Origin of the sequence: Streptomyces sp. NBC_00078, from assembly GCF_026343335.1 — a bacterium.
Lineage (GTDB): Bacteria > Actinomycetota > Actinomycetes > Streptomycetales > Streptomycetaceae > Streptomyces.
The window spans coordinates 1-15,196 of the sequence record NZ_JAPELX010000002.1 but is presented as its reverse complement, the minus strand read 5'-3'; the positions used below and the strand labels follow the sequence as shown (position 1 = coordinate 15,196).

At 67.2% G+C, this 15,196-nt stretch carries 13 protein-coding genes and 1 pseudogene; 7 read left to right on the top strand and 7 right to left on the bottom strand.

What is annotated here, in order from left to right; translation table 11 throughout:
* Positions 1-31: 31 nt before the first annotated feature.
* The 6 genes from OOK07_RS42340 to OOK07_RS42315 form a co-directional block, all read right to left on the bottom strand.
* Positions 32-526 (bottom strand): universal stress protein, encoded by a 495-nt coding sequence (locus tag OOK07_RS42340; RefSeq protein WP_266802508.1) that lies wholly within the window; start codon positions 524-526, stop codon positions 32-34.
* A 128-nt stretch (positions 527-654) separates the two neighbouring features.
* Positions 655-1,896: an NAD(P)/FAD-dependent oxidoreductase gene (locus OOK07_RS42335; RefSeq protein ID WP_266802506.1), complete on the bottom strand. Its 1,242-nt coding sequence runs from the start codon at positions 1,894-1,896 to the stop codon at positions 655-657.
* Positions 1,897-1,898: 2 nt separating this feature from the next.
* A complete protein-coding gene (gene tal, locus OOK07_RS42330; RefSeq protein ID WP_266802504.1) occupies positions 1,899-3,020 on the bottom strand; it encodes a transaldolase in 1,122 nt (373 codons plus the stop codon).
* A 302-nt stretch (positions 3,021-3,322) separates the two neighbouring features.
* Positions 3,323-3,724, bottom strand: coding sequence for a Crp/Fnr family transcriptional regulator (locus OOK07_RS42325; RefSeq protein WP_266802607.1), 402 nt, complete (start codon positions 3,722-3,724; stop codon positions 3,323-3,325).
* 1,947 nt (positions 3,725-5,671) lie between these two features.
* Positions 5,672-5,902, bottom strand: a complete 231-nt coding sequence (locus OOK07_RS42320) for a hypothetical protein (protein ID WP_266802502.1) — start codon at positions 5,900-5,902, stop codon at positions 5,672-5,674.
* Between the two features lie 113 nt (positions 5,903-6,015).
* Complete coding sequence (locus OOK07_RS42315) at positions 6,016-7,782, bottom strand: hypothetical protein (RefSeq protein WP_266802500.1); 1,767 nt, start codon at positions 7,780-7,782, stop codon at positions 6,016-6,018.
* Between the two features lie 213 nt (positions 7,783-7,995).
* Between OOK07_RS42315 and OOK07_RS43935 the strand changes: the two genes are divergently transcribed.
* Complete coding sequence (locus tag OOK07_RS43935; protein ID WP_406313236.1) at positions 7,996-8,145, top strand: hypothetical protein; 150 nt, start codon at positions 7,996-7,998, stop codon at positions 8,143-8,145.
* Between the two features lie 56 nt (positions 8,146-8,201).
* Here OOK07_RS43935 and OOK07_RS42305 read toward each other — a convergent pair.
* A pseudogene (locus tag OOK07_RS42305) lies at positions 8,202-8,381 on the bottom strand (IS6 family transposase); the annotation flags it as partial.
* 404 nt (positions 8,382-8,785) lie between these two features.
* On the opposite strand from OOK07_RS42305, the gene OOK07_RS42300 reads away from it, so the two are divergent.
* The 6 genes from OOK07_RS42300 to OOK07_RS42275 all read left to right on the top strand — a co-directional run bounded on the left by OOK07_RS42300 (position 8,786) and on the right by OOK07_RS42275 (position 15,024).
* Positions 8,786-9,619: a 2-keto-4-pentenoate hydratase gene (locus tag OOK07_RS42300; protein WP_266802498.1), complete on the top strand. Its 834-nt coding sequence runs from the start codon at positions 8,786-8,788 to the stop codon at positions 9,617-9,619.
* Complete coding sequence (locus tag OOK07_RS42295) at positions 9,616-10,611, top strand: acetaldehyde dehydrogenase (acetylating) (RefSeq protein WP_266802496.1); 996 nt, start codon at positions 9,616-9,618, stop codon at positions 10,609-10,611. Before OOK07_RS42300 ends, OOK07_RS42295 begins: the two co-directional genes overlap by 4 nt.
* Positions 10,608-11,624 carry a 4-hydroxy-2-oxovalerate aldolase gene (dmpG, locus tag OOK07_RS42290; RefSeq protein ID WP_266802494.1) on the top strand — a complete coding sequence of 339 codons (1,017 nt, stop codon included), beginning with the start codon at positions 10,608-10,610 and terminating at the stop codon, positions 11,622-11,624. Before OOK07_RS42295 ends, dmpG begins: the two co-directional genes overlap by 4 nt.
* 666 nt (positions 11,625-12,290) lie before the next feature.
* Positions 12,291-13,142, top strand: coding sequence for an alpha/beta fold hydrolase (locus OOK07_RS42285; protein WP_266802492.1), 852 nt, complete (start codon positions 12,291-12,293; stop codon positions 13,140-13,142).
* 2 nt (positions 13,143-13,144) lie between these two features.
* A complete protein-coding gene (locus tag OOK07_RS42280) occupies positions 13,145-13,672 on the top strand; it encodes a gamma carbonic anhydrase family protein (protein WP_266802490.1) in 528 nt (175 codons plus the stop codon).
* Between the two features lie 143 nt (positions 13,673-13,815).
* Entirely contained in the window at positions 13,816-15,024 is a 1,209-nt protein-coding gene (locus tag OOK07_RS42275) for an NAD(P)/FAD-dependent oxidoreductase (RefSeq protein WP_266802488.1), read from the top strand.
* The last annotated feature ends 172 nt before the right edge of the window (positions 15,025-15,196 follow it).

The window sequence follows — 15,196 nt, the reverse complement described above, 5'->3', positions numbered from 1 at the left end:
GCGACATTCCGCAGGCGTGCCTTGGATGACGTCAGGAGGAGGCGCTGCGGGAGTCGGCCGGAACGACCACGACGGGCAGGTGGGCGTGGTGCACGACCTCGGTGCTGGTCGATCCGAGGGTGAGGCGCCCCCAGGCACCCGAACCGCGGGTGCCGACCACCAGCAGAGACGCGTCCTTGCTCGCGTCCAGCAGAACCTGCGCGGGGCGGCCCGCCTCGGCGATGATCTCCACCTCCACGTGGGGCCCGCCGAGCTGCTGCCGTAGTTCGTGGACCGTGTCAGTCACCGCCTGCCGGGCGACATCATGGAGCTGCTCGTACAGCCCGCCGTCGCCCTCCGGCACGGCCATCCATCCGTAGCCCGTGTAACGAGCAGGGGTGTAGTCGTAGGCACAGACCGCCCGCAGACCGGTGCTGCGCAGCTGTGCCTCGCGCAGGGCGAAGAGCACGGCGTGCCGGGCGTGCAGGGAGCCGTCCGTGCCGACCACGATCGGACCGGCGGGAGCGGGCACGGCACTGTCGTTCATCGGGAATCCTCCAACGGCTTGTCACAGCAGGCGCGAGCACTGTCAGGCCCGGGAGAGGGGCAGCCGAACCTGCTCTCGGGGGTGTTCTGAACTTGCGGCTTGGGTCCGGAGCCACTGCTCGTCGAGGGCTACTCAGCGTTGTGCAGGAGCGATTCGATGGGCACCTGTGGGTCGGCGAGTTTGCTGGTGTCAACCTGTTGGCCGGAGCGGACGAGCGCCTGGATCGGTTCGGTGACGTCCCAGATGTTGACGTTCATGCCTGCCAGCACCCGGCCGCGTGCGAGCCAGAACGCGACGAACTCCCGTGCGCCGAGATCGCCGCGGAAGACGACCTGGTCGTATCCGCCGGGCTCGGCGTATCCGGCGTACTCCATGCCCAGGTCGTACTGGTCGGAGAAGAAGTACGGCACCCGGTCGTAGGCTGCCTCCCGGCCGAGCATCGCCTTGGCGGCGGTCTGGGGCTGGTGCAGCGCGTTGGCCCAGTGCTCCACGCGGATGCGCCGGTCCAGCAGGGGATGAAAGGCGTTGGCGACATCGCCCGCGGCGTAGATACCGGGCACGGAGGTGCGCAGCCGCTCGTCGGTGAGAATGCCGTTGTCGACCTGAAGGCCCGCGGCCTGGGCGAGGCCGGTGTTGGGCATAATGCCGATGCCGACGATGACCGCGTCCGCATCGATGCGGGTCCCGTCGGACAGCCGCACACCGTCGACGGTACCCTCGCTGCCAGTGAGCTCGGTGACCTGCACGCCAAAACGCAGGTCCACTCCGTGGTCACTGTGCAGGTCCGCGAAGACCTGGGCGACCTCGCGGCCAAGGACATGCAGCAACGGCAGCTCAGCCCTCTCCAGCACGGTGACCTCCACACCGGCGGCGCGGGCCGCGGCAGCGGTCTCCAGGCCGATCCAGCCCGCCCCGACGACCGCCACCCGTGAGGCGGAGGAGAAGGCGTCCTTGATCCGGTCGCTGTCCTGGACCGTGCGCAGATACAGCACCCCGTCCAGGTCCGCGCCCTGCACCGGCAGGCGGCGCGGCGAGGAGCCCGTGGCCAGCAACAGCTCGGCGTACCCGAGGCGGCTGCCGTCTGCGAGCGTCACCTCGTGCGGGGCCGGGTCGAGCGCGGTGACCGCCGTCCCCAAGCGCAGGTCGACGTCCTGCGTGGCGTACCACTGGGGCGGGTGCACGTAGATCTGCTCCCGGGCGTCCTTGCCCATCAGGTAGCCCTTCGACAGCGGCGGCCGCTCATACGGCCGTTCGCTCTCCTCGCCGATCAGGATCAGCGTGCCGTCGAATCCCTCCTCGCGCAGTGCCTGCGCGGCCTTGGCCCCGGCCAGACTGGCTCCGACGATCACATACGCGCTGTTGTCAGTCATGATCAGCCCCTGGTCCGCGCTGGGCGCACGATGCTGAGAGTTTCGGCGAGCTGCCGGGAGAGCTGCTCCCAGCTGGCGTCGAACTTCGACAAGCCCTCGTCCTCAAGGGTCTGCACGAGGTCGACGTAGTCCACGCCCACTGTCCGCAACTCAAGGAGTACCCGCTCGGCGTCGTCGTAGTGGCCGCGTACCGAGTCGGCCGGCACCTCGCCGTGATCGGCGACCGCGCGCAAGGTGGCCTCGGGCATGGTGTTCACCACGCCGGGCGCGACCAGTTCGGTCACATAGCGGGTGTCGGGGTAGCTGGGGTCCTTGACGGAGGTCGAAGCCCACAGCGGACGCTGCGGATGGGCTCCCGCCCCCCGAAGGGCTTGCCAGCGGGGTGAGGAGAGAACCCGCTCGTAGTGCTGGTAGGCCAGCCGTGCGTTGGCGATCGCCAAATGGCCGCGCAGCGCGGCTGCCTGCGCAGTGTGGGTCTTGTGCAGGCGTGCGTCTGCCTCGGCGTCGACGCGGGAGACGAAGAACGAAGCCACCGAGCCGATCCCGGACAGCTCCCGGCCCGTATCGCGGGCGCCTTCCATCCCGTCGAGGAAGGCATCCATGACCTCGTCGTAGCGGGCGAGGGAGAAGATCAGCGTGACGTTGATGCTGATTCCCTCCGCCAGGCACGCGGTGATCGCCGGCAGGCCCTGCCGGGCGGCCGGGATCTTCACGAACAGGTTGGGCCGGTCTACCAGCCACCACAGCGCCCGCGCCTCGGCGATCGTCGCGGCGGTGTCGTGCGCGAGCCGGGGGTCGACCTCGATGGAGACCCGTCCGTCGACGCCGTCCGTCGCGTCGTAGACCGGGCGCAGCACGTCGCACGCCCACCGGACGTCGGTGGTGGTCAGCGCCCGCAGCGCTTCGCCGACCCCGACTCCTCGGGCGGCCAGGTCACGGATCTGTGCGTCGTACGCGTCGCCGCTCGTGATGGCCTTGGCGAAGATCGTCGGGTTGGTGGTCACCCCCACCACCCGGTCCCGCGCGACCAGGTCTGCCAGACTTCCGGACACCAGCCGCTCCCGGCTGAGATCGTCCAGCCAGATCGACACTCCGGCATCGCTCAGTGTGTTCAAAGGGTTCATGACGCTGCCGCTCCTCCCGCGTGCCAAGCGGAGGGGCTTCCTGCTGCTCGTCCGCGGCCCGCACCAGAGCCTGCCTGTCGCTCCATCGTCTCTGGAGGGCCAGTGGCCCGCATCTGCGCACCGGGTCATGCCGACAGGCAGGCTGCTGGGCTACCCACGCGTACCTGGTCGCCGTCCATACGGGCAGGCATACGGCTGCTTCCCGTTTGCGGGCCCGGCTGGAACCGGGAGGTACTGGGGACGAAAGATGATGTTGGACGCCATGGCATGCGCGAGACTGTCGCATTCCTCGTCTCGCCACGTCAGGGCACCTCGCCGGCGCCGTAGGGCGCGTACAGGTCGAGCAGCCGCATCCGGGCAGACCTGAGCCGGCTTCCGATCACCTCGGCGACATAGGTCCACAGCTCATGCCGCAGCTCCAGATTCTTCCCGTACAGCTCACGGACCACAGTCGCGTCGAACTCGTAGGCACGCACCGGGCTGGTGGCCTGGGCTCCCAGGTACCAGTGATGAGGAGGGACCAGCCAGGACCAGCCCAGCAGTTCCCCGACGCCGAGTCTCTCGATGACCGCCGCGGGGCGGCCGGGCACGCGAATGTCGAGGGCGACGGTGCCCGTGCGGATGATCCAGAAGCGGTCGGCCTTGCCGCCCTCGTCGAAGATGCGCTCGTCGACGTCGAACGACACCTCACGAGCGAGCGACATGAGCTGATCGCGATGCTCCTTGGTCAGGGCGCCGAAGACGCCGGTCCTTGCAACCACAATGCCTTCCCCTTTCTCCGTGATCGCGAAGTGGAGGCGGGCTCGAGTGAATTCACGGACGCGTCTCACAACGCGGGGGCTGCTTTGGACTGCGGAAGCACCGGTCACGTCTGGAGGCACGACACTACGCATCTGCAGTGGTGCGTCTGCTGCGAATCGGTCTTGTACGGGACCGCTCGTCAGCCCCTGGACAGCGCACCCCGAATCCGTCGGGCCAGTCCCGCCGGACCTCCCTTGTCGTCGAAGCGTTGGTGCTCTGCCGCTGGACGCGCAGGTGGAGCGTGCCGATCCAGCCATCCGAATGCACGCCGCAGAGGCTAAGACCACTTCATCCATGCCGAGGCACCCCGTTGTTCTGATCCCAGCCCATGACTCCACGATCGTCGCAAATTGGCAGGGTGCAACCCCGAGCCGGAATCTCCTCTGCTTGCCACCGTGCTGGCTGGACTGCTCGCCCCGATACCCGCGATTCAGCTGTGATGCACCAGCCCTCCGCCCTCCGAAGGAGCGCATCTTCAACGCTCGCCGCCTGGCGGCGATCACCTGCTCGGGCGAGGTCACGGCGACCGGCATCCTGAGCCTCTTGGCCCCACCCGTCACCTCACCGACTCCGTGACCGCGACCGCCTTCACCACCTTCATCCTCTTCCAACTGTTCAACGCCGTGGCCACGCGCAACGAGGACGGCCTCCTGGTCGGCCGTCGGCAACTGCGCAACCGCACCCTGTGGATCTGCCTGGACGGCCGCCCTCGCCCTTCAGGTCATCGCTGTGCAGCTGCCCGTCGCCAGGGAATCTTCGACACCGTTTCCCTCGACCCACTCAGTGGGCGGTCTGCCTCGCCACAGCGTTCACCATGGCATTGGCCGAGTACGGCCGGCGTCCGGGCGGGCACGGCTGGGCTGTGCGGAGCGTGTGAGCCACTGGGGCTGACCCTCCGCCCCACCCAGGCGCCCTGGGGGTGGCACCGTGGCCCCATGAACGGCTACTGGACGCGGTGGTGATGACCTTGAACGGGTGTTCTTACCGTCGCAGATCAGATGGTGGTTACTGCCCGTCTTTCCGGATGCCTCCCACATCCGCGCGAAAAAAAGGGGGCGAGGCGACCGGCCCGTCACCGGTCGACCGCCGTCTTGACCGCCTTATGGTCGGTGCGGCGGCGCTTGATCTGGACGGCCTGGCGGGCTCCGGGGAAGAGGAGGCCATTCACGGTGGAGGGCCGTGATCCATCGGATCTCCGAGTGGCCGTGGCCGATCCCCGGGTGAAGTGGGATGTCCTTGCGGGGAAAGGATTGAGCTGCCGGCGCAGCTTCGGCCCTCCGTTCTGGCCGCGCCGCGCAGGTTTTTGCCGTCCACGGCGAGGCAACGTAGCCCGGTCGCCTTTGGACGGTGGTCGGCCAGCGTCCGGCCGCCCGGTCCAGCACGTTGCCGTCGATACGGGCCAGCAGCCGGGGGTCCGTCATTTCAGCAGGCAGAAACCGCTCCGTGAACAGTGGGTCGAGGCGTATACCGAGGCGTTGAAGGACGTGCGGCGGGGCCCTGGCGATCCGCTCGCCGGCTGCCGACGGAGAGGTCGCCCCCGCCCAGAACTGTGCACGCGGTCAGCACGAGCAAGGCAACCAGAGCGTGCCGTACGCCGCGCGGGTCTCGCCGGGAGGCCGGGGCCTCTTCGGAGACGTCCTCGGGATGCTCTGGAGCTGGTCAAGGGCGCGCGGGATCAGCGATGACGTGTCGGCAGGCACGGTCTCCCACTCGTATCACGGGCGTAGAGACTCGAGGATCATCGCCCACGGCGTAATGGGAGCGGCCATGAAATTCGTCAAGTTCGTGGCGCCCGGCACTCGCCACCCGCGAGTGACAAACTGCCGGCTGATGGTGGAAGCTGCCTGATTCTACTCCTGGCTTCCGCTGCCGTCATCATCCTCGGATGCACCAGCCGCAAGGCTTTCTTGAGCGAACGGCAGGTATTCATTGAATCCGTCAAGGATACGGTAGACATCCTCCATCGGGATGTCATTCTCGAACGCCGGCCAGTCATGACTGGCGACATAATATCCAGTCCAGTCCCCTTCCGCCTGCTCTTCCTCTTCTCCCTCTATTTTGCCGAGCAGGCGTCGCTTCATTCGTCGAAGGGAACTCGGATCACCTTCCTGAGCACCCTCACTATCTGCGTGAGCGTTTTCCATTTCCTTGACTCCGCGTGACATTACCGTGCCCCCCTGCACTAAAGTACGGACTACAGATTTTGTGCTTGATTTACCCTTTCGGCAAGATATTTAAACGTGGCGCTGTCAACGAGATACCTGTAGCCGATGTATGCCGTGTTAACGAGCGAGACGGCAACCAGTACCATCCAGGGAACCCTGTAGACACCGAGGAAAGAACTGTCCTGCAGGGCCGTTACGTGGAAGGGAAGCCGCACTCCTGCCCTGTTCATCATAAACAGTCCACTCGCCGCTATGGACGTAATCGTGGTGAGTGTCAGGGACAATCGTGCCGCCAATGTGCCCTCGAAGAGACGATTCGTGGGCGACTCGAAGCCCAGCCAGCTCGCTGCGACGCCGGGAAAAGCGAGCAGGAAAGCCGGAGCATCAGTTCCGGGATCCGGCACACGGGACATTGAAAAAGCGACTGCCCATACCAGTGTCAAACAGGTCGCCGAGGCTACCACGGCCCGGAAGTTCGATCCAGGCGGTGTCTCATAGAAGTAGAGCTTGAGCTTGGCACGAGTGGCAGGGACGTCGGGTACCGAGAAGAATCTTCCGTAGAAGTGCGCGAATGACTGTCCGAAGCGGCCGCGGAAACGATAATACGGCGGCGTGGGAGCGCCTTTTGTTCGCTTCTTGAGGTATTCCTTGGAGGCGTCAAGCTCCTGCCGTCGAAGGTACAGCCCCTGGGGCGCCTGGACGCGGACGTGGTAGCTCTGACACGTCCATGCGTTGTCCAGAGAGACGGTGACGCTGACGGGACGTGTACCAAGGAGTACGCGCAGCTTTCCTTTGACGTCTATCCACGCGCTTTGGATTCCCTTGGTCCACTTGCCGGACTGACGGAACCGCATGTGCCTTTCGGGAGTCAGCTCCAACTCAGGGATCAGTGAGCGCTCGTAGCGGAGAGAGAAGCGTCCGCCCGGCGGAAGGGAGATGGGCGCCACGACGGCATAGTGACCTGAGAGCTCCTTCGCCAGGCGAATGGCCATCCTCAAGGACGCCTTGTCGGTGACGGCAGGCTCCAGCTCGCTGAGCATGCGAATGGCCGATCCGGCCTCCTGCGACAGCCATGGCTGGCTCTCATCCCGATCCGCTCCGGGATTGTTCCGCTGGATTATCGCCGCAAGCGCCTGATACTCCGCAGTGACGGCTTCAGCGGGGAGCCTTTTAGCTTTGTACGCGCTCAGGAGGAGAGTGCGCAGCGTGCAGGCGGTAAGCAGCAGTGACTCGCGGTACGACAGCGCCGCAACGTGTCTGCCCGCCTCGTCGTAGATATCGAAGTTGTCGAGCAGTGTCCCTTTCGGGGGGATGATCACAGGGAACGCGATCCGCTCGGCGTCAGGTCCACTGGCCCCGGCATCTGCATCTGTGCGCCGACCGGCGAATCGTGCGGGAACCTGGACATCCACGGTCACCCTCTGGTCGAGCGTTCGATGAGTCGGAGTATACGTTTCGACCACTCTTTGCCGCAGGTCGCTCGGCTCGATCACGGCAAGCGCGAAAACCTGCGTCATCGTGGCTGTGTAACGTTTGTTTCCGGCGAGGCGCTGAAGCTCGCTTGCGTGAGCCGGCGGAACACCGACTCGTCGGCCTTCATCCGAACCTGGGCGCTCCAGGGACTGAAGGTGGCGACGACGCCCCTCGATATAAAGGATCAAGAAAGCTACAAGCAGCAGACACACCCGCATGACGGCGAAGTACCAGTGGGCTTCCCATGAACCGAGGTGGAACGACGCGACGCCGATCAAGAAGATGCTCAGCAGTAACTGGTGTCTCTTTGGCTTCGTGGCCATTTCGCCCCCCGTTGCACAGGGAATTCAGTGTGGGGGTCTCTCCCGCCTTGCGCTTCAGGGAAGATGCTAATTTTACGTAATCTTTGGCCCGCTCGTAGGCTGGCCTCGAACTCCGCGTCACTTGCAGGCGGCCTTTGATCACGACCTCATACAGACCTTAGAAGCGTCTCGGCTTCAGCGAGATGCCGCGGGCCGCCAGGTGCGGACCTCCAGGTGGGCGATCTGTGCGTCGGCGTGGATCCGCTCGGTCTCCACGAGCCATTGGTGGATGGCGGCGGTGACGTCGCCGGCGGCGGCGTCGACCCGGCGGGCGAAGTCGGCGGCGTCGAAACCTCCCGTCTGACACCCGACAGAAAGACCTAACGAAGTCCTACTAGGAGGTAAAGGGCAATCCACCTAGATCAAACGCCCACTTAGGCCTGCCCGAACTTGGCGCACCAGCGACGCACCGTCTCGTAGGAGACGACGATCCCGCGCTCGAGCATCAGCTCCTCGACCTCGCGGAATGACAGCGGGAAGCGGAAGTACAGCCACACACAGTGGGAGATGACCTCGACCGGGTACCGGTGACCCTTGTACGACAGCGACGCGCTCCCCACGGACAACCCTTCCCAGGCTGATCAACCAGAAGATCATCCCACCGGTCAGCCAACGTGACAGTGCCTGGACGACAACATCTACGCCACCGCCACGTCGCTGAGCGGCACCTGGTCGTCGTTCCGTGACTTCGCCACTCCCGGCACACGCACCTCCGGCAGGCAGACCGCGAACGTCATCACCGTCCAGTGTGCCTCCGGTACCAAGCACATCTACGCGGGCGACCGCTGGAACACCGCCGATCTGGGCGCGTCGAAGCTGATGTGGCTTCCCCTGACCATCAGGGGTACTGACCGAGAACTGAACTGTTCCGGTTAATGGAACATGTTCTGCCGTGCTCGGGGTGTGTCGTCTATCCAAGGAGTGCCGCATTCGATTGCTGCACCCGCGCTTCCGGAGGTCGCCCATGCCGTCCCATTCGTCCCGCACGCCCTCCCCGGAGACGAAAAAAACGGCCCACGCCCTCTGGGAGGCTGAGCAGTCCGGTACGCCATGTCCGCCGGTACGCGACCAGTTGCCTGCCGGAGATGTGAGCAGCGCCTACGCCGTGCAGCGCCTCAACGTCGAGCGCAAGCTCGCTCAGGGCGGTCGCCTCGTCGGTCGCAAGATCGGTCTGACCTCACCTGCGGTGCAGGCCCAACTCGGCGTAGATCAGCCGGACTTCGGCGCGCTGCTGGCGGACATGGCGGTACCCGACGGCGGGACGGTGCCCTACGGACGGCTGCTCCAGCCCAAGATCGAGGCAGAGGTCGCGCTCGTGCTGGCGGCCGGCCTGCCGCACCCCGACACGACGGTCGCCGACGTGCTGCGAGCAGTGGACTTCGCCCTCCCCGCCCTGGAGATCGTCGACAGCCGGATCGCGGACTGGGACATCAGTCTGATCGACACGGTCGCCGACAACGCCTCCTCCGGCCTGTTCGTCCTCGGCGCAACACCAGTGCCGCTGACCTCTGTCGATCTGCGCGCCGTGCGCATGACGCTCAGCCGCGACGGCGAGGAGGTCTCGCACGGCACCGGCGCCGACTGCCTCGACGGCCCCCTGAACGCGGCCGTGTGGCTCGCGTCGACGCTGGCCGGGATGGGCGATCCGCTGCGCGCCGGCGACGTCGTGCTGACCGGCGCCCTCGGCCCCATGACTGTCGCCACCCCCGGCAGCCGCTTCGAAGCGGTCATCTCCAGACTCGGCTCCGTACGCGTCGGCTTCGCACCCGCATCCGACCAGAAGGCAGGGCAGCAGTGACCACCACAACACCTTCTCCCCGTACCAAGGTGGCCGTCATCGGCTCGGGGAACATCGGCACCGACCTCATGATCAAGGTTCTGCGGCTCTCGGAGAGCCTGGAGATCGCTGCCATGGTGGGCATCGATCCGGATTCCGACGGTCTCGCCCGGGCGAAGCGCCTCAAGGTCGCCACCACGCACGAGGGCATCGACGGCCTGGTCGGCATGGACGAGTTCCAGGACGTGAGGATCGTCTTCGACGCCACCTCCGCCGGCGCTCACCACCACCACGACGAGGTGCTGCGCGCGCACGGCAAGACGGTGGTCGACCTCACCCCCGCCGCACTGGGACCGTACGTCGTCCCGCCGGTCAACGGCGCCGCGCATCTGGACGCGACGAACGTGAACATGGTCACCTGCGGCGGCCAGGCCACCATCCCGATCGTCGCCGCCGTGAACGCCGTCACGCCCGTGCACTACGGCGAGATCGTCGCCTCCATCTCGTCCCGCTCCGCCGGTCCGGGTACCCGGGCCAACATCGACGAGTTCACCGAGACCACGTCGTCGGCCATCGAGAAGGTGGGTGGCGCGGCGCGCGGCAAGGCGATCATCATCCTCAATCCGGCCGAACCGCCGCTGATCATGCGTGACACCGTGCACTGCCTGGTCTCCGACTGCGCCACCGAGGCCGTCACCGCGTCGATCGAAGAGATGGTCGGGCGGGTGCAGGCGTACGTGCCCGGTTACCGCCTGAAGCAGAAGGTGCAGTTCGAGCGGGTGGCCGCTGACGACCCGCTGCACACCCTCGCCCCCGGCGGTGGCGACGCACTGAAGGTGTCCGTCTTCCTGGAGGTGGAGGGCGCCGCCCACTACCTGCCGGCCTACGCCGGCAACCTCGACATCATGACCTCGGCCGCGCTGCGCACCGCGGAGCGCATGGCCGGCCTCCCCCACTCTCGGCTTCGCTCGAGCGGGGGGACCCCCATCGCCCCGGAGGTGGCGTCCCGATGACCCGTCTGTACGTCCAGGACGTCACCCTGCGGGATGGCATGCACGCCGTCCGCCACCGCTACACCGTCGACCAGGCCCGCACCATCGCCGCCGCCCTCGACACGGCCGGAGTGTCCGCCATCGAGATCGCCCATGGCGACGGATTGTCCGGCTCCAGCATCAACTACGGCGTCGGCGCGCACACCGACTGGGAGTGGATCGAAGCGGTCGTGGACGCCGTACACCAGGCGACCCCCACCACTCTGCTGCTCCCCGGCATCGGCACCATCCACGAACTGAAGCAGGCCCACTCCCTCGGCATCCGCTCGGTGCGCATAGCCACGCACTGCACCGAGGCCGACATCTCCGCCCAGCACATCGCCGCCGCGCGCGAGTTGGGCATGGACGTCGCCGGGTTCCTTATGATGTCCCACATGGCCGAACCGGCCGAACTCGCCCGCCAGGCCGAACTGATGGAGTCCTATGGCGCGCACTGCGTCTACGTAACCGACTCGGGGGGCCGCCTCACCATGGACGGCGTCCGCGACCGCTTCCGCGCCTATCGGGACGTCCTGGACCCGGCCACCGAACTGGGCATCCACGCCCACCACAACCTCGGCCTGGGCGTGGCCAACTCGATCGTCGCCGTCGAGAACGGCGTCACCCGCGTCGACGCCTCCCTCGCCGGGCAGGGCGCCGGGGCAGGCAACTGCCCCCTGGAAGCCTTCATCGCGGTCGCCGACCTGATGGGCTGGGAGCACGGCTGCGACCTGTTCCCCCTGATGGACGCCGCCGACGACATCGTACGACCGCTGCAGGACCGCGAGGTGCGGGTGGACCGCGAGACGCTCACCCTCGGCTACGCGGGCGTGTACTCGAGCTTCCTGCGGCACGCCGAGAAGGCCTCCGAGCGTTACGGCATCGACACCCGCGCCATTCTCGTCGAGGTCGGACGCCGCAAGATGGTCGGCGGCCAGGAGGACATGATCACCGACATCGCCCTCGACCTCGTGTCCCAGGCGTCGTCGGCCTGACGACGGGGAGGGGCGGGGCGGTGGGTGCCTTCGCGGGACACGCTGAGTGATCTCGTGTCTTGTGCCTGCTCCTCATCGCTGTTGGCGCGGAAACCCGGCAGGGGCCTGATCCACCGGGATCAGGCCCCTGCCCTGGTACTGGCTCCGGTGCCGGCCGTCGGCCCCTGATGCCTGCTTCAGTAGGCGACCGTGAATCGGTCGCGGATGTGTGAGGGACTCTCCAGCTCGTCGACGATCGCGATGGCGTAGTCGTCGAACGAGATCCCGGGCAGCGTCCCGTCCGGGGTCTGGAGCAGTTCCCGACCACCACGACGGAAACGGCCGGTGCGCTCACCCGGGCCGATTCCGGGCGGCGGAGCGAGGTAGATCCAGTCCAGGTCGTCGACCTGCTCCAGCAGCTTCCAGAAGCGCCGGTTTCGGCTGCTGGAACCCCGGAGGCGGCACGATGACGCCCGGAGCCCGTGGCGTGGCCGGGGCGGCGCCCGTGCGCTCGCTCGGTCGAGACGTGCTCGACATGTCCAGGGGGATCGGATTCAGCTTTGTTTCTGCCGCGTGGACGCCAACGCGCGAGTGACGGGGTTCCGGGGGGTGGAACAACCTCCTGCCGTCACAACGGTGGCGTGTGAATCATGGCGGTCTGCAGCACATGTCAAGTGAGGAGTGAGCATGGCCGACGCACCGATCACCACGACCAAGGTCACGGTCGGAGAGTACGAATTCCAGCTGAACGCTTCCGGTGACAAGTCCAAGCCGGCCCTCCTGTTCCTGCACGGTTCCGGACCGGGCGCGACCGGCCTCTCGAACTGGGAGGCAGTGCTGAAGGATCTCGGGAACGACTACTACTGCCTCGCGCCGGACGTCATCGGCTTCGGCGACTCCAGCCACCCCGAGCCGCCGCCGCAGGGCATGGCGGCCTTCACCCAGCTCCGAGTCGACACCCTGATCGGGCTGCTGGACGAGCTGGGACTGGAGAAGGCGGTCCTCGTCGGCAACTCCATGGGCGGCATATGGTCGCTCGGTGCGACGCTGCAGGCGCCGGAGCGGGTCGAGAAGATCGTTCTCATGGGTTCCGGCGGTTCGCCGATTCCGCCCGGTCCCGCGATCCCGTCGCTGGCCCTGTTCTACGACAATCCGACGACCGAGGCCATGCAGCACATGCTGGAACAGTTCGTCTACGACCCGCAGCTGTTCGGCGGGGACCTGCGGAAGATCGCGGAGCAGCGGATCCCGCGCGCCGTGCGGCCGGATGTGGAGCGCTCCCACCGGGCCACGTTCGTAGACGTCCTCGACCGGCCGTGGGCGCTGACGCCCGAGGACGCGGCCAAGATCGAGCAGGATGTTCTCGTCATCCACGGGCGTGAGGACCGGTTCGTTGTCTTCGACGGCGGCAAGTGGTTCTTCGACCACCTCCCGAACGTGCGGCTGTACGGCATCGGGAAGTGCGGCCACTGGACGCAGATCGAGCAGCACGACCGTTTCGTGGCCGCCGTGCGCGGCTTCGTCAGCGGGAGCCTGTGACAGTGCCGCTGTACGAGCTCGACGGGATCGCACCCGCCGTCCACCCGGACGCGTTCGTCGCGCCCACCGTCGTACTGATCGGCGACGTTGTCATCGAGGCGGGCGCGTCGGTCTGGTACAACGCGGTCCTGCGGGGCGACTACTCCCGCATCACAGTGCGCCGAGGAGCCAATGTGCAGGACGGCAGTGTGCTGCATGGACCACCCGATCTGCCCACGGAGATCGGTCCCGGCGCGACCGTGGGGCATCTGTGCGTCGTGCACGGCGCGGTCATCGGGGAAGAGGCACTGATCGGGAACGGCAGCACCGTGCTCGACGGTGCGCGGGTCGGGGCGCGGTCGCTCGTCGCCGCGCATTCGCTGGTACCGGCCGGTTCGGACTTCCCGGCGGAGGCCCTGGTGGCGGGTATTCCGGCGGTGGTCAAGCGGTCCATCGTCGGAACGACCGCCGAGCAGTGGATACTGAACAACCCAGGTGTGTACGAGGTGTTGGCGCGAAGACACGCCGCGGGAATCAAACCAGTTCGGTGAGCATGGGCGGGAGCTGCCCCGGGATCGGCCCGATCAAGGCCGGTTCCGGGGCAACTGCCGTTATCGGTGGCGTTCATGGCAATGAGTTCCAGCGACCGGCACTCGACATTGTGGCCGCTGCCGGTAATTCCGACAGTGCATGCATGACTGTTCTGATCATCGGCGCCTCGGTGGCGGGCGTGCGTACGGCGCAGGCTCTCCGGCAGGGGGGCTTCCAGGAGCGCATCACCCTCGTCGGCGAGGAGCGGCACCAGCCGTACGACAAGCCGGCCCTGTCCAAGGAGGTGCTGGCCCCCGACCGTGCGGGCGAGCCTCCCGTCCTGCTGACGAAACAGGAGGCCGACGAACGCGGCATCGAGCTGATGCTCGGCGTGAAGGCGGTCGGTCTCGACCTCACCGAGCGGCGCGTGGCGACCGACGGGGGCGAGCGGTTGCCGTTCGACCGGCTGGTCCTCGCCACGGGGGTCACCCCGCGCACACTGCCGGGTACCGGCGACCTCTCGGGCGTCCACACCCTTCGGACGGCCGACGACGCGTGGGCGCTGCGAGCCGAACTCGACCGTTCGCCCAGGGTGGTGGTCATCGGGGCTGGCTTCATCGGCGCCGAGTTCGCTGCAGCGGCCCGGGCGCGCGGGCTGGACGTCTGTGTCGTGGAAGCGCAGCCGATCCCCATGGCCCATCTGTTCGGTGAGCGGGTAGGCCGGATGCTGGCGGGCATTCACGCCATGAACGGCGTCGCGGTCGAGGCCGGCGTCGGATTCAGCAGCTTCACCGACGACGGACGGGGCCGGGTAACCGGTGTCGTTCTGGCCGACGGCCGCACCCTCCCTGCCGACCTGGTCGTCGTCGGCATCGGCGCACGTCCCGCCACGGACTGGCTGGAGTCCTCCGGGCTCGGTCTCGCCAACGGGGTGGCCTGCGACAGCCGGCTGCGTGTCACGGGCGTGGGCGTGGGCGCGGTCTACGCCGCAGGTGACATCGCTCACCGGTATCACCCGATGTTCGGCAAGTCGCTGCGCATCGAGCACTGGACCAATGCCGGGGAGCACGGGGAGATCGTCGCGGCCGACATCCTCGGGCAGCGGACGCCACGGGCCCAGGTGCCCTACGTCTGGTCCGACCAGTACGGTCGGCGCATCCAGATCGTCGGCAGGCCCGCCGAGGGCCGGCTGAGCGCGCTGCGGGGCGGCATCGAAGACAGCGGGATGACCGCCGTCTACGCCGATGAGGCGGGGCGGGCCGTCGGCGCCCTGGTCGTCGACGATCCGCGCACCTTCATGGCCTGCCGCAAGGCGGTCGCCTCCGGGGCGCAGGTCAGTGACCTCGGCCTGGGCCTGCTGGAAGCCGCGTGAGTAGTGCGGGCCCACGAGGCCGCCGGGCTGTTCCAGCCGACGGAACCACCGCTGTCCGGTGGCCGCGGGCCGCGCGAAGGTGCAGGACACCGCTGACGGGAGGGTGAAAGATGCTTCACGATGTCACCGTGGTCGAGGCCGGGAGCCGCGTCTCGACCATGTACTGCGGCAG

Excerpts from the sequence above, each read along its gene's own strand:
- OOK07_RS42315 (WP_266802500.1), bottom strand. The coding sequence starts at position 7,782 with ATGGCCACGAAGCCAAAGAGACACCAGTTACTGCTGAGCATCTTCTTG.
- dmpG (WP_266802494.1), top strand. The coding sequence starts at position 10,608 with ATGACCCGTCTGTACGTCCAGGACGTCACCCTGCGGGATGGCATGCAC.
- OOK07_RS42285 (WP_266802492.1), top strand. The coding sequence starts at position 12,291 with ATGGCCGACGCACCGATCACCACGACCAAGGTCACGGTCGGAGAGTAC.
- OOK07_RS42335 (WP_266802506.1), bottom strand. The coding sequence starts at position 1,896 with ATGACTGACAACAGCGCGTATGTGATCGTCGGAGCCAGTCTGGCCGGG.
- OOK07_RS42275 (WP_266802488.1), top strand. The coding sequence starts at position 13,816 with ATGACTGTTCTGATCATCGGCGCCTCGGTGGCGGGCGTGCGTACGGCG.
- OOK07_RS42320 (WP_266802502.1), bottom strand. The coding sequence starts at position 5,902 with ATGAAGCGACGCCTGCTCGGCAAAATAGAGGGAGAAGAGGAAGAGCAG.
- OOK07_RS42340 (WP_266802508.1), bottom strand. The coding sequence starts at position 526 with ATGAACGACAGTGCCGTGCCCGCTCCCGCCGGTCCGATCGTGGTCGGC.
- tal (WP_266802504.1), bottom strand. The coding sequence starts at position 3,020 with ATGAACCCTTTGAACACACTGAGCGATGCCGGAGTGTCGATCTGGCTG.
- OOK07_RS42325 (WP_266802607.1), bottom strand. The coding sequence starts at position 3,724 with ATGTCGCTCGCTCGTGAGGTGTCGTTCGACGTCGACGAGCGCATCTTC.
- OOK07_RS42300 (WP_266802498.1), top strand. The coding sequence starts at position 8,786 with ATGCCGTCCCATTCGTCCCGCACGCCCTCCCCGGAGACGAAAAAAACG.